This window comes from Chelatococcus asaccharovorans, assembly GCF_003201475.1.
GTDB classification, from domain to species: Bacteria; Pseudomonadota; Alphaproteobacteria; order Rhizobiales; family Beijerinckiaceae; genus Chelatococcus; species Chelatococcus asaccharovorans.
Genome location: NZ_QJJK01000002.1, coordinates 451,377 through 466,751 on the forward strand (window position 1 = coordinate 451,377; position 15,375 = coordinate 466,751).

5 protein-coding genes are annotated in these 15,375 nt (G+C 66.4%); all 5 read left to right on the plus strand.

The genetic code is table 11. The features are described 5' to 3' along the window. The first annotated feature begins 61 nt into the window (after positions 1–61). The 5 genes from C7450_RS06660 to C7450_RS06680 are packed head-to-tail and all read left to right on the plus strand — an operon-like array spanning position 62 to position 15,355. On the plus strand, positions 62–1,156 hold the full coding sequence (locus tag C7450_RS06660) for a hypothetical protein (protein WP_146227274.1): 1,095 nt from the start codon (positions 62–64) through the stop codon (positions 1,154–1,156). Positions 1,157–1,182: 26 nt separating this feature from the next. Beyond that, the gene (locus C7450_RS06665) at positions 1,183–4,566 is read left to right on the plus strand and encodes a DUF6603 domain-containing protein (RefSeq protein ID WP_110373618.1); all 3,384 of its coding nucleotides are present in this window, start codon (positions 1,183–1,185) and stop codon (positions 4,564–4,566) included. Positions 4,567–4,588: 22 nt separating this feature from the next. Beyond that, entirely contained in the window at positions 4,589–7,894 is a 3,306-nt protein-coding gene (locus C7450_RS06670; protein ID WP_110373619.1) for a hypothetical protein, read from the plus strand. A gap of 9 nt (positions 7,895–7,903) precedes the next feature. Beyond that, positions 7,904–13,477 carry a hypothetical protein gene (locus C7450_RS06675; RefSeq protein ID WP_110373620.1) on the plus strand — a complete coding sequence of 1,858 codons (5,574 nt, stop codon included), beginning with the start codon at positions 7,904–7,906 and terminating at the stop codon, positions 13,475–13,477. Between the two features lie 9 nt (positions 13,478–13,486). Further along, on the plus strand, positions 13,487–15,355 hold the full coding sequence (locus C7450_RS06680; RefSeq protein ID WP_110373621.1) for a hypothetical protein: 1,869 nt from the start codon (positions 13,487–13,489) through the stop codon (positions 15,353–15,355). Positions 15,356–15,375: the final 20 nt, after the last annotated feature.

Sequence of the window (15,375 nt, forward strand, 5' to 3'; positions counted from 1 at the left end):
CAATACGGCTCCCGAAGGGCCGGGGCCTGATCCCGGTGGCGGGCCAGTCTCGACCTTTCCCTTGCCGCCGGCGCTCGAGACCGCCGCGCAAGCCTTCAAGCAGCTCTTCACGGACAATGGCTCGGAATACCACCTGCTTGGCGGCCAGTTCGCCCTGGTGCGCGCCATGCGCGCCGCCCTCAAGACCAGGATTTACGATATCAACGACACCGCCCTGCGCGAGGCACTCCTGGCGCTTGTCGAAGGCGATGGCTGGGGTGATCTCTCCGGCGCGCTGCGCTCGGCCGGCGTGCGGATCGGCCAGGCCTACCAGAACGGCCTGCCTGCCGGGCACCCCGACAAGACAAAGCCGCTCGGCGTGCTGCGATCTGGCTCGACGGTCACAGGCACCACCGCCTATACGTCGGCAACGACCTCCGCACGCGCGACAATGAATGCCGCGCAGGTCTCCGCTGCCGACAAGGCCGTCGCCACCGCCGTACTCAACGATAGTACCGCCAACGGCGCGTGGGCTTATGGTCGAGTGAACCAATGGCTCGGCCAACCCAAGCTCGCCGCTGCGACATTCGACAAGGTGTCCTTGCCCCGGCAATGCGCGCTGTTTCTTGACTCGCTCGTTATGTGCGGTTCCGCGTCGCAGTTCACCGCGAAACAACTCTTGAAAACGCGCAATGTCGCTGCGCAGTCGCTGCCAGCATTCACGCCGGTCACCCTGACCAATCTGAATGCCAAGGACGACCGATCGACGACAACCAATCTGATGTTGAACTATACGCCCAGCCAGCTGCAGACTGTCGTCGCGGCCGCGAGGACGCTTCTCAGCGGCGGAGGCTATCTTGTCGCCGGCTGCTTGAGCGGCCGCAAGTACGAAGCCGGAGAACATCCGTTTCCCGAACATTACATTCTTCTCTTTGCTGCCGACGACAATACGTTTCTGTTCTGGGACCCGGATGTTTCGGTCACCGATATCGCTGAACTGAGCGGGAAACTTGGACCTGCTATCGGAGTTCTGTTCTACGACAATTCCGATGCCGCCCGGCCGAAGCTCTCGACCGGTCTCAATTTCAACGATCTCTCTGATGTCGACATCAGCGGGCACCATACCAAGCACCCAAAACGCCACCGTTATCAGATCGTGACCCTGCAAAAGCCATAGCCCTTGTCTGGAGTGAGCCCTGCATCATGTCCCAGAACGCCCTCACCTCCCTGCTGTGTGACATCGCGGTGGCGTTCGGATCGATCGCCGACATCGATACAGCCGAGCGGGCTGCAGCCTTCTTCGCCAAGCTCGGCTATGCCGTGCCAGGGGCGGCGGCGCTGGGGGCGCTCTCGGGCCTCAAGAGCGCGGTGGCCGGGCTTGGCGGAAGCGTCCGGGCCTCCGCCAGCATCGACAGCGACAACGGCAAGCTGGCCGCCAATATCGATCTCGTCGCGCGGCTCGCGGCGGTCACTGATGCCATGCGCCAGGTCCAATCGGCCCTCCAAGGCGCCGGTGTCCCCAATCTCGGCGAGCTCGTGCCCCGGCTGACCGACCAGCTCCTGCTCGACCATATCGATCGCGCGCTGCCGCAGCTGCACGAGGGCCTCCTGCTCATGGGGCTGATCGATTGCAATGCGACGCCGGCCAACGGCCAGCCCATGCGGCGCATCAACTGGCGGCGCCTGAGCGCCTTGCTCACCGCACCCGGCGAGATCGCCCGGGATGTCTACCGCTTCGACACCAACCTCGATATCGACCTGCTCCTTGCACGTTTGGAGGCGCTGATGCGCGCCTCCGGCATGCCGGGCGGGCGCTACCCGCAATCGGCTGCCACCAAGGCCGCTTTGGGCAATGCGGGCACCGGACTGCCCGAACTGCGTTTCCCCTTCTTCCAGAAAGGCTTCACGCCCGAGACCTACAGCCAGTTCGGCATCACCATTTCGCCGGCCGAGGCCACGGGGGGCAAGAAGAAGGGCGTGGCGCTCCTCCCCTATATCCGGGGCGGAAACAGCTTCCAGTTCAATGTCTGCGACCGGGGTGAGCTCGTCTTCTCGTCCACCGCCGACATTCGCAAGGTCGGCTTTGCCCTGCGGCCGCCTCTCTCGGCGGAAGGGCTCTTCGACCTCACCGGCGCCTTTGGCGCCAATCTCGCCATCCGCGAGAAGAAGGCGCGCGCGGAGGAAGTCATCCTCATCGGCTCGCCCGGCGGCACGCGCCTGTCCGTCCAGGGCCTCGGCTTCAACGTCTTCGCTGGCACGCCGCAGGGCAAGCTCGACCTCGGCGTCGAAGCCGAAATCGGCGCCTTCCGTTTCGTCATCGATGCCGGCGAGGCAGACGGCTTTCTGCAGAAGGTTCTCTCCGGCCTGCATGTGGAAGCGGAAACAGACCTCGCCTTCGGCATGGCGCTGCTCTCGGGCTTCACTTTCCGCGGCGGCGGCAAGCTCGCGCTGGAGCTCAGCACCCATATCGATCTCGGCCCGGCCAAGATCGAAGGCATCCGGCTCGGCCTCGGCCCGAGCAACGACCGCTTCAGCCTCGATACGGGGGCGCTGCTGAAGTTCGATCTCGGACCGCTCAAGGCGGTGGTCGAGGATATCGGCCTCTCGACCGGCCTCGATTTTCGTCCCGGCAATCTCGGCCCCGCAAACCTGTCTGTCGGCTTCAAGCCGCCGAAGGGCGTCGGACTGTCCGTGGATGCGGGCGTCGTCACGGGTGGCGGCTATCTCAGCCTCGATCCCGAACGGGGCGAATATGCCGGCGCCATCGAGCTCAGCTTCAGCGGCATCGTCGCGCTCAAGGCCTTCGGGCTCATCTCGACCAGGATGCCCGATGGCTCGAAGGGCTTTTCCCTCGTCATCATCATCTCGGTCGAGTTCGGCACCGGCATCCAGCTCGGCTTCGGCTTCACGCTGCTGGCGGTCGGCGGCCTCATCGGCCTCAACCGGACGATGAATCTCGAAGCGCTGATGGACGGCGTGCGCACCGGCGCGATCGAATCCATCATGTTCCCGCGGGACGTGGTGGCGAACGCACCGAAGATCATCAGCGATCTCCGGACGTTGTTCCCGGCTCAGGAAGGAACCTTCCTCATCGGGCCGATGGCCAAGCTCGGCTGGGGCACGCCGACGCTGGTCAGCGTCTCGCTCGGGATCATCATCGAGATCCCGGGCAATATCGCCATCATCGGCGTCCTGAAGGTGGCGATCCCGGCCGAAGATGCGCCGCTCATCATCCTTCAGGTCAATTTCGCCGGCGCGATCGAGTTCGACAAGCAGCGCATCTATTTCTTCGCGTCGCTGTTTGAATCCCGCGTTGTGTTCCTTACCATCGACGGCGAAATGGGGCTGCTCGTCGCGTTCGGCGACGACGCGAATTTCGTCGTCAGCGTCGGTGGTTTCCACCCCCGTTTCGCGCCGCCGCCGCTGCCCTTCCCGAGCCCCCGACGCATCAGCGTCAGCCTCCTCAGCACACCAGTGTCGCGGGTGAGGATCGAGGGCTATTTCGCCGTCACCGCCAATACCGTGCAATTCGGAGCCCGCGTCGAGGTCTATTTCGGCTTCAGCGCCCTCAACGTCAAAGGCCATCTCGCCTTCGACGCATTGTTCCAGTTCTCGCCCTTCCGCTTCATCATCGAGATCTCCGCTTCGCTATCGGCGAATGTCTTCGGGGCGGGGCTGTTCTCGGTGCGCGTCCGGGGCGAGCTGCAGGGTCCCGCGAAATGGCGCATCAGAGGCCAGGGGTCAATCTCTCTGCTCTTCTGGGATGTCGATGTGGACATCAACGAGAGTTGGGGCGAGAGCGCCGATACCCTGCTGCCGCCGGTCGCGGTGCTGCCGCTGCTCGCCGGCGAATACGCCAAGATGGAGAACTGGCGGGCAATCCTGCCCCCGGCGAACGGGCTCTTCGTCACGCTGCGCAAGATGTCGGCCGAGGAAGCCGCGCTCGTCCTGCATCCCGTCGGCCATCTGGCGATCAGCCAGCGCGCCGTTCCGCTCGCCATCAAGCTCGACAAGATCGGCAATCAGGCGCCGAGCGACGTCAATCGGCTGACCATCGACGTCGGCGGCGGGGGCCTCGCCAAGCGCGACGACGCCTTCGAGCCCTTTGCGCCGGCGCTGTTCCAGAATTTCTCAGACGCCGACAAGCTGTCGCGGCCAGCCTTCGCGCCGGAGAAATCCGGCCTGCATTTGTCGGCCGCAGGCGCGGATCTCAGGACAAGCCGCATGGTGAAACGCATCGTGCGCTATGAAGAGATCATCATCGACAACAACTTCAAGCGCTTCACGCGGCGTTTCTTCCTCTTCGCCGGCACGCTGTTCAATTTCTTCCTGGACGGGGCGGCGATCACCCATTGCGCGCTCTCGAAGGCAGCCAAGACGAAGCTCGATCCCTTCGCGGACAAGATCACCGTGATGCCGGAGACCTTCACGGTGGCTTTCCAGGCGACCAACAAGGCCTTCGCCGCCAATGCCGGCGCCTTCCGCAGCGAGGCGAGCGCCCGCCAGTTCATGAATGACGTCGTCGCAAACGATCCCGCGCTCGTGGACGCCGTGCACGTCATTCCAAGCTACGAGCGGGCGGCATGAAGGCGGGGACGAGGGCGATCGGATGAGCATCATCGGCACCTATTCCTTCCTGCCGTGGCTGCGCCAGGGTCTTGCCAACCAGATCGCCTCCGCGGATTTCGATCCGGGCGTGAAGGTCAGGGCTTCGGTCAGCATCGATCTGACGCTGGCCGGCGACAAGCTCGACGGCGGCACGGCATCCGAGACGGTGAGCCGACCCATGGCGCTGTTCGGCCCCGGCGATATCGTCGGCATCGACAAGCGCGCCATCGTCCGTGTCGAGCCGCGCGACTGGGTCACCAATTTCGAGCCCAACTATCTGCCGGCCATCGAATTCTATGACGAGGACTTCCCCTGGCGCTACACACCGGCTGCGCCTGATCTCGGCCGGGGGCGCCTGCGGCCATGGCTCGCCCTCGTCGTCCTGGCAGAAGGCGAGTTCAAGGACGGCAAGGCAGGCCTCGACCGGCCGCTCCCTTATATCGACGTCGGCAATCTCGCCGCCTTTCCCCGCGCCGACGAGCTTTGGGCCTGGGCCCATGTCCATGTCAACCGCAGTCTCGCGGCAGGCGATGGTGAGTTCGTCTCGACGGATGCGAATGCGGTGCAGGCCAGGCTCGGCGCCCTTCTCGCGGACAATCCGGACCTTGCCTATTCGCGCATCATCTCGCCGCGCAAGCTGGCGGAGAACACTGCCTATCACGCCTTTCTCGTGCCGACCTTCGAGACGGGGCGTCGCGCCGGCCTCAAGATCGAGATCGGCGACGATGTGCCCGCGACACTGTCCGCCTGGGACGCGGGTCCCCGGCCGGAGCCGCAGAGCTTTCCCTATTATCATCGCTGGTTCTTCCACACGGGGGCACGTGGCGATTTCGAGATGCTCGTCCGCCTGCTCAAACCGAAGCCGGTCGATCCGCGCGTCGGCACGCGGGAGATGGACGTGCAATATCCCGGCGCCAATGTCGCAGGGCTCGACAAGCCGGAGCTCGGCGGCATCCTCAAGCTCGGCGGCGCGCTGCGGCCGCCGGCCAAGGTGCCGGCCGCGCCGCCCGACATGTTCGAGACCTGGGACGATCCCTTTCCGAGACCCCTGCAGGAGGATCTCGCCCAGCTCATCAACCTGCCGGACGACTACCAGCGCGCCGGTGATCCAGACCCGATCATCGCGCCGCCCCTTTACGGAACCTGGCACGCCCTGACGAAGCGGGTGCTGAACGAGGCTGACGGGGCGCCGGCAGCGAACCCGGACAACTGGGTGCACCGGCTCAATCTCGATCCGCGCTTTCGCGTGCCGGCGGGCTTCGGCACCCGCGTCATCCAGGACAACCAGGACAAATACATGGATGCGGCCTGGGAGCAGGTCGGCAACGTCCTCGAGGCGCAGCGCCGCATCCGCTTCGGCCAGTTCGCCGTCAAGGTCAGCGAGATCTGGTATGACCGCCATCTGCTGCCGCTGGTCGGCGTCAGCCGCCAGAAGGCCCTTCTGCTCATGGCGCCGCTGAACAAGCGTATCCTGGCGGGGGCTTTCACCATTCACCATGCGCAGGCGTCGAGCCTGCTGCAGCCGGTCATGACATCGGCGCCACTCCGCCGCGTCATCCGGCCGCGCGGGCGGCTGATCAGCGCCCTTCCCTTCGACGCCGCACGCCCGCCTGACCAGCTCATCGAGCGCGTCAACAGAGGCGAGGTGAGCGCGGCACCTCCCAAACAGACACCGCCCGGCCTCTTCACCGCCGATCAGGCGGCAGACGCGCTCGTGCCGGCCGCCGCGCCGCCCTGGGTGGTGGACTGGCTGAAGCGCCTGCCGCGGCTGCCATGGCTCGTCATCCTCGTCGCCATTCTCATCGCTCTCCTCTGCCTCCTGCTGCTGTCACCAACCATCGGGGTCCTCCTGGCGGCCCTCGTCATCGCCGTCGCCGTCTATCTCAGGCGGTGGCTCAACCAATGGGCTCCGTCCGTCGCCGCGTCAGAGGCCTTGAAGGAGGACAACCAGACGCCGGAGGCGGTCGATGCGATGCCGGGGGCGGGAGGCTTCGTCATCACCGAGCCGGACTCGGGTTATGTGCCCGGTCGCGGGCCGGACAGCCAGGAGGCGACGCGTTTCAAGACCGCCCTGAAGGAGGGTTTCGCGCTCGTGCAGGCAAGCGCCGTGGCCGGCGGCGCCCCGGTCCGGCGTCCGCTCGATCTCGACGACCTCACCGCGACAGCCGTCAAGGCGATCAACCCCACGCAGACCATCCCGCGCCGGATTCGCGCCGGCCTCTTCGTTCCGCCCCGCCTGATCGCCGAGATCGGCGAAGCCTTCGTCGAGCCCATGGCCTATCCGGTCATCGACCAGCCGATGTACGAGCCGCTGACGGCGCGGTCTTCGGAGCTGTTCCTGCCGAACATCAATCTCATCGCGAATAATTCGATCACGCTGCTGGAAACCAACCAGCGCTTCATCGAATCCTACATGGTCGGCCTCAACCATGAATTCGCGCGCGAACTTCTTTGGCGGGAATATCCGACCGACCAGCGCGGCTCGACCTTCCGCCAGTTCTGGGATGTGCGCTCGTTCTTCAACAGGGACAATCTTGACGACGCGGCGCTGAAGGAAAAGCTCCGCGACATCAAGCCTCTCCACACATGGAGCCGGACCTCGGCGCTCGGCAGCCACGACAACCGGGAGGCGGTCGCCGGGGCGACGGAGGAAGAGCTGGTCCTCGTCATCCGCGGCGAATTGCTGAAACGCTATCCGACCGCCGTGATCTATGCCCATCGCGCCGTCTGGCAACGCAAGGACGATGGCACGGAGGCCGACAAGGCCCGCGAGCCGTGGGATCGGCATGGCCCAATCGACAATCTCAAGGAGCGGCGCCTCGCCCCCCTCACCGCCGCCGAGGAGGCCAATCCGCCGAAGTCCAAGGTCCTGACGCCGCTCTACCAGGCGCGCGTCGAGCCCGACATCCATTTCTTCGGCTTCGACCTCACGGTCGACAAGGCCAAGGGGGGCACGGGCGCCCATCCCGACGACGACCCAGGCTGGTTCTTCGTCATCAAGGAGCGGCCCGGCGAACCGCGCTTCGGCCTCGACATCGAGAAGCAGCCAAAACTGAATGTCTGGAACGATCTCGCGTGGGACGACGTACAGCCCAATGCGCCGGGCAGCCATATCGAGATCGCGACGGCGCCCGCCGCCTTCACGCTCGTGACGCCGACCGGCACCGACAGCGAGAAGGCCGTGCAATTCGCCGACGACAAGAAGATCGCCTGGAGCCGCGCCATGAGCTCCGCGGAGCTTGCCTATATCCTCTTCCAGGCCCCTGTCCTCGTTGGCGTCCACGCCAGCGAAATGCTTCCGAAGTGAGAGGGCGTCATGGCTGATTTCGACGATCTGCGTGCCGCCCTCAACACAACACGATCGGCGCTCGATGGTCTCCAGGGTGAGATCGCGGCGCTCAGGGCGCGCCTGAAACGCCTCGAGGACGCGGACGCCGCGGCTGCCCGCCACTTCAACCCGCGTGACGAAGCCGACGTCGCGGCACGGGAGCGCCGCGCGGCGGACAAGCGCCGTCTCGCATCCGCGCTCGCGGACCTGCGCGCGCGCGAAAAGGCGGCCCTGACTGACGAAATCCGCATCCGCACCGATTTCGCCGATTTCACGGATCCGCGCAGGGGGATAGCCAACCTCAGCGACGCGACGCCGATCCTCATGATGCCAATCCGGCTTGAGACGCGCTTCAAGCCTGCGCGGGAGACCGGCGCGGGTACCGATGAACTCTGGCTACGCATCTATCCCGATGACTGCTTCATCACCACCTTCGATCCGGCACTGACCGCCGCGGAAGCGGCGGATGCGCGGAGCTGCTGGGCCGGCATCTGGTCAGCCGGCGGCCATGAGGATGAGGAACGCGCCGCCTGGCGGGCCATCGCCACCACCCATGGCGCGGGGCGGGCCGGCTGGATCGTCGATCAGTTCCCCGACATTGCGGCCGCGGCCCGGCCGACGAAGCCAAGGCCGCAGGACATCATCCTGACCGTCGTCACCGAGACGCCCCTGCCCGCCGCCGAGGCGACGGCGCTCGCCCCGTTCTGGCAGGCTGCCTGGCGTGCCCAGGGCGACGCGACCGCGTTGACGGCGGCACGGGAGGCGCTTGAAGCGGCCCTGGGCGTGGAGCGCGCCGCGGCGATCGCGGCCGAAACCACGCCCGTCAATTTTGACGTGACGCCGGCGGCGGGCAACGATCCGGCGAGCCTCAATGTCGCCGTCGCCTTCCTCGTTTTTCCTCCCGTCGAGACCAAGGAGAGCGCCTGGGCGAGCGCGCCGAAGATGACGCTCCTGCCGGATCGCTTCGTCTTCATCGGCTATCGCGGCAATGCGGCTCCGCGCATCGTCCTCGGCAACCCCGTACCGGCAACGCTCTTCGTCGGGCCGGATCCGCGGGCGGACGCAACGAGCCAGATCCGGCATGACGACGACGGCGATATCGTGATGCCGGACGAACTCAAATGGATGACGGACTTCCCGCAGGCCGTCGAGAACGGCATGGGCTTGCGGATCGCGCTCGATCCGGACGAGGCCAGGGGTGGCTTCGACCGGGTGCTCGTTGTCGGCCTGCGCCTGAGTGCCGACGCCCCCGAGGGGGCCGCACAATTCGCGGAGCTGCTGCGCGGCCACGCCTGCGGCCGGACCGGGCTCGCCGTCCTGCCGCAGGGCACGCCGACCAACAACACCGAGACGGTCTCCTCCGGTCACGCCCGCCTCGACGATCCGGATGCCGCCTTCGACGATCGCAAGTCGGCGCTTTTCACGCCCGATGCCGACTGGCTCGACAAGCGCGACGGCGAATGGCTGGCGGACTATCTCGGCATCGACGCGCAAGTCTTCGCGCATGTGCATGGCGCCGGCGCGACCGACCAGCTCGCCGCGCGCGCCATGAACACCGCGCTCTGGCCGGCCACCCTGGGCTACTGGATGGAAAGCCTGATGTCGCCGGTCTTTCGGCGTCGGGTGATCGAACAAACGCGCGGCTTCTTCAATCGCTATGTCATCGCCGGCGGCGCCGTGCCGGCGCTGCGCATCGGTGCCCAGCCTTACGGCATCCTGCCCGCAACGGCCTTCTCACGCATGGCATGGCTCGACGCGCGTGAGCGCCCGCTCCTGCGCGGCGAGGACCCGACACTCGCCTTTCTGCGGGAGCTGCGCCGGATCATCGCCGCCTTCGAGACGGACTGGCGCGCGATGGGCGCCGGCCTCGCCCATGTCGGCAAGGCGGGCGACCCGCACCAGATCCTGCTCGATATCGTCGGGCTTCACTCCGGCTCGGTGGAATGGTCGCAGCGCTATGCCGAAAGCCTGAAGACGGTCTTCAACCGCCTCAACCTGCTCGGCCTCGGCGGGCTCATGGAGAAGATCAATATCAGCGTGCGCCAGGCGGCCGCCCGCCAGATCCTGAGCAATCTCGGCTATGCCGGCGAGGAGACGCCGGAGATCTTCGACAAGCTCTTTTCGGGCCGCCACAACCTCCTCAAGGGCGGCGTCGTGGATGACGTCCCGCTCTCGGAGACGGCCCCCATCCGCGCCTATACCGCCGACGGCCGCAATTACATCGAATGGTTGAGCGCGGCTTGCGGCACCTCGCTCAATGTGCTCTATGCCCAGGACGGCTTCCTCGACGACACGCCGCCGAAAGCCTTGCTCTACCTGATGCTGCGCCATGCCTTGCAGCTCGGCTACCACGATGTCGGCATCCGCCTCTATGAGAACGCCGCCCTGATGACGCCGGCCGCAGCCGTCCTGGCCCGGCAGGACAGTCCCTTTCTTCATATCCAGACAGCGAACACGGTCAGCGAGAGCCGCTACCAGATTCTCCACAACGCCGAGGTCACGATCACGGGCTCGGCGACCCAGACGGTCTCCGATTTCATCACGGCGCAGTTGCCGACCTTGAACCTCGCCTTGCATCTGCGGGACCAGCGCGCCGCCCTCGAGCGCCTGAAAACGGAACCCACCGCGCGCCTCGAGCGGGTTTTCGCCGATCATATCGACTGCCTGAGCTACCGGCCGGATGCCTGGCTGCTCGGCCTTGTCACCTATCAGCTCACGCGCATGCGCAATATCGCCGATGGCGAGGACCGTGAACCCCGGCGCGGCCTTTATCTCGGCGCTTATGGCTGGCTGGAGGACTTGAGGCCGGAGAACAAGCATCTGACACCGGTCAGGCTCGATGACCCTGCCCTCGCCGCAGATTTCGGTCATCCGGACGCCCCGCCCTTGATGCGCGACGACACCAACCAGGGTTCTATCCATGCGCCGTCGCTCAATCACGCCGTCGCGGCGGCGGTGCTGCGCAACGGCTATATCACCAACGCGGGCAAGCCGAACGGCGAGACCATGGCGGTCAACCTCTCCTCAGAGCGCGTGCGCACTGCGCTTGCCCTGCTGGAAGGCGTACGTGCGGGCCAGGGCCTAGGCGATCTCCTCGGCTACCAGTTCGAGCGGGGACTGCACGACCGCCATGGGCCTATCGAGGTCGACAAGTTCATCTATAAATTGCGCAAGGCCTTCCCAATCCGGGCCGACCGTATGGCCTCCACCCGCACCGGGGAGGGCGTGCCCATCGAAGCGATCGAGGCGCGCAACGTCATCGATGGCCTCGCCCTGGTCAACCACATGAAAGCGGGTGGCGCCTCGACCTATCCTTTCGGCAAGGCGAACCTGCCGCCTGCCACCGCCGCCGAGGCCGCCGCGATCAACGCGGAGGCGCAGGCCCTGGTCGATGCCCACGACGCCGTCGCGGATCTTGCGCTCGCCGAGGGCGTCTACCAGGCCGTGCTCGGCAATTACGACCGGGTGGCCGCCACCTATGATGCCTATGCACGCGGCAACTTCCCGCCGGAGCCGGAGGTGGTCCGCACGCCGCTCGACGGCATCGGCCTGACCCATCGCGTCGGCCTGCATCTCGATGCGACCGCGAGCCCCACCGCCTCGCCGCTTGCGGGCGTCGCGATGACCCCGCGCGCTGAGGCCGAGCCCGCCCTGAACCGCTGGCTCGCAAGCGTCTTGCCCCCGCCCGCTGATGTCGGCTGCGTCGTTGCTTTCACCGAGGCCGCCACGGGTGCAGCGCGGACGCGCGAGGTGACACTCGCCGATCTCGGCCTCCAGCCGAGCGACAGCCTCGCCCTCATCGGCCATGACAGCGATCAGGCCATGCGCGAGATCGATGACCGCGTCCTCCGCCATGTGATGGAGAATTTCGCGCCGCGCCCCGACAAGCCGGTCACGATCCGCTATATGGAAACGCAGGCCGCCCCCATCTCCATCTTTGCGCTCAGCCCGCTGCTCAGGGCGTTGCGGCAGCTCACCACCAAGTCGCGCGCGTTGAAGCCGAGCGACCTCACCCTGATGAATGAGGCGACTGTCGCCCAGGACGCCGCGCCGGTCATCGATAAGACAAGGCTCGATCTGGTAGAGACGGCGATGGCGGGCCTCCACGCTGATCTCACGGCTTTCCAGGCCGCGCTCGATGGGCCGCTCGCCGATCTCGACAACCGCCGCGGCGAGATCCTCGACCCTATCGACGATCACGTGACGGCGCTGGTCGCGCTCCTGGCGCGGGCGGCGCTCTTCGCCATACCGCAAGCCGGCTGGGGGATGGCCTACGACTTCAAACGGCGCAGCTATGCCGCCGTGCTCGCGCAATTCAGCGAGCGGGTCGCGCGCTGGGACGCCCAGCTGGCCGTCTTCGATGCGACGGTCACCACCTATGGCGCCCTGCCGGTGGTGACGAGCGACGACGAGCGCTTCAGGCTGCTCGTCCAGGCGGAACAGGCGATTTCGGCGAGGGCGACGGAGGTGCTGCCGCTGACACCGGCCGCCTTCCTCGCGGACCTGACAACGAAACGCGCCGCTTTCGTCGCCAAGCAGACGGCACTCAAAAGCCTTGACGTCACGACGGAAACCGGGCTCGCCGGCCTCCTCGCCGAGGCCGCCGGCCATCTCCCGATCGACAGCTTCGACCCCCTGCCCTTCACGCTCGCGGAGCGCGAAGCGGAGATCATTCGCTTTGCCGAGGATGCGGCCTTGCTCAGCGCCACGATCGTGGCCGAGATTGAACGCCGCCTGACCCTATGCCAGAACCACTTCGACGCCCACGACGCGGCCGCGACAGCGACTGAAGCCGCCACCGCGCTGGAAAAGGCGGCAAAGGCCCTCCTCGGCGAGGATTTCCGCATCATCCCGACATTCCGCCTCGGCGCGGCCCAGGGTAGCGAACTGGCGAACGCGCTGGCAGCCAGCCAGTCCGGCGATCTCTTTGCCTATCTGACCGCAGCACCGGACCCCGCAACGCCCCCCGTCGCGCCCTTGCCCGTGGAAACCTGGCTCGCGGGAATTGCCCGGGTGCGCGACAAGCTTCGCGCCTTCGAGCAGATCGCAACCTTTACCGGCGCTTTCGGTCTCGATGAACCGGAGCTGACGCCCCTGCAACTGCCCTTCCAGCCGGATGACCGCTGGCTTGCGCTGGAATTCCCACCGGATCTCGCGCTGGACAAGGACCGGCTGCTCTATAGCGCGGTCTTCGCCGCCCCATTCGACGGAACGGCGAGCCAATGCGGCCTGCTCCTCGACGAATGGACGGAGACGATCCCCGGCGCCGCCGCCACCACCGGCATCGCCTTTCATCACGACCGGCCCAACACGGAGGCGCCGCAGACCATGCTTCTCGTCACGCCCAGCGATTTCCGGGGGGCATGGCAGTGGGACGACCTGGTCGACGCCCTCAACGAGACGCTCGACCTCGCCAAGCTGCGCGCCATCGAGCCGGCCCATATCGACGCCACGCCCTATGCGCCCTTCCTGCCGGCGACCGTGATGGCCGCCCAGGCGCGGCAACTGACCATCGCCGCCAATCTCGTGCTCAACAACAGCTTCAACCTTGTCCGGCCTTAAGGATCCGCGATGTCCGAGAAGCTCATCACGGCCAATCTGGCCTCAACGATCGCCACGCGCGCCCTGCCGGGCATCACCCAATGGAACAGGCTCGAGGGCCGTCCGCGCACCGAGAATTTTGAACGGGCCCTGCGAGCGGAAATCCGCGATCCGCTATGGCTTCTGAGCCGCCAGTGGCAGATGGGTGAATTCCGCGGCGATGACGCCGGCTCCCCGATTTTTGCCAGGACCCGCATCGAAACGACGCGGCTCACAGGCTATCGCGCCGCCCATGGCTCGGCCGAGGCCTTCGACACATCGCTGCCGCTGGAGGCGCGTGTCGAGCCGCTGCCGCTCGCCCTCTCCCTCGGCGACCACGACATTGCCCTCGATATCCGGCTGATGTTGGGGCGTTACTGGCTGAAGCTGATCAAGGCTCTGCCCCAGGCTGCCCGCGGCCAGTATATCGCGGCCTATCCCATCCATGCGCCCGACCCGAATGACGCGAGCGATGCGCCGACGCTCGCTCACGCGGAGGCCTGGGCGCAATTCGCCGCCGTGGCCGGCCGGGCGATGGATGGAGCCAGGCTCTATGCCTATCTGAAGGCCGATCCGGCGCACCGCGCCTCCGACGGCATCGCAGCCCTCGCCGGTAGTGAGGCGCAGGCCGACGCGCAGGGCGTGCGTTTCCTCGCCTGGTTCGAGAAACTCCTGCACCAGCCCGCCGAGGGTTCCGCCTTCGTCCCGGAACGGCTCGAGTATCAGTTCAGCTGTTCGACGCCCGCCGCCGCCGGCACGGATAAGGTCTATGTCGCGGATCAATACTTCCAGGGACATCTCGACTGGTACAATTTCGACAGCGACCCCACGCAGACGACGCTTGGCGAGGCAACAGCCGAGGGCGAGATCACTGAGGCTGTTGAGCCCGAGGTGACGACCCTGACGACCCTGCCGGCGCAGGCGACCTTCAACGGCATGCCCAACACACGCTGGTGGGCCTTTGAGGATGGCCGGACCAATTTCGGCGACATCAAACCCGATACGACGGACCTCGCCAAGCTCCTCCTGATCGAGTTCGGCCTCGTCTATGCCAATGACTGGTTCGTCGTGCCCTTCGTCGTGCCGGCCGGCGCGATCGCCACGATCAAGGGAATGGCCGTCACAAATGTCTTCGGCGAGCGCATCTGGATCGAGGCGGCTGGTCGCGGGGCCGATGACGACTGGCAGCGCTGGGCCCTGTTCCTCACGAGCGTCAAGGGGCAGGGCCACCAGGCGGCGGACCTGAGCCTCATGATACCCCCGACCGCCCAGAAGACGCTGGAAGCTGCTCCCCTCGAGGAGGTCATTTTCGTCCGCGACGAGATGGCGAACATGGTCTGGGGACTGGAGAAGACCGTGCCCCTGCCGTCCGGCATGCCGAAGCCCGGCGCCGCCGCCGCCCGCGAAACGCGGCTCTTCTTTGAAAAGGACGTGGAACGGCGCCTCGGCGCCCCACCGCAACCGCCACCCGCGGCGAGTGGCGCCAAGATCCGCTACAAGGTCATGAGCACGGTACCTGAAAATTGGATCCCCATGATCCCGGTGCATGTGCCCGGCGACAATCGCGAGGTTCAGCTCCAGCGCGCGTCCATGCCGCGCATCATCGAGGGCGATCCCTCGCCTCCAGCCAGCGTACGGCCGCGCACATCGCTGCTGCGCCATGGGCTCGATCAGGCACCGCCACAGCCCTATTTCCTGCACGAGGAAGAAGTCTCGCGCGCCGGCGTGCGCGTGACCAAGAGCTTCCAACGCACGCGCTGGCGCGATGGCCGCGTGTGGTTGTGGCTCGGGCTCCGCAAACAGACCGGCCGGGGCGCAGGCTCGAGTGGCCTCGCCTTCGACCGCATCGTCGATCTGTAATAAGCCGAAAGGCGCTTGAG

Bases quoted from the DNA above. Each gene is read 5' to 3' on its own strand.
- C7450_RS06665 (WP_110373618.1), top strand. From the start codon at position 1,183: ATGTCCCAGAACGCCCTCACCTCCCTGCTGTGTGACATCGCGGTGGCG.
- C7450_RS06670 (WP_110373619.1), top strand. From the start codon at position 4,589: ATGAGCATCATCGGCACCTATTCCTTCCTGCCGTGGCTGCGCCAGGGT.
- C7450_RS06675 (WP_110373620.1), top strand. From the start codon at position 7,904: ATGGCTGATTTCGACGATCTGCGTGCCGCCCTCAACACAACACGATCG.
- C7450_RS06680 (WP_110373621.1), top strand. From the start codon at position 13,487: ATGTCCGAGAAGCTCATCACGGCCAATCTGGCCTCAACGATCGCCACG.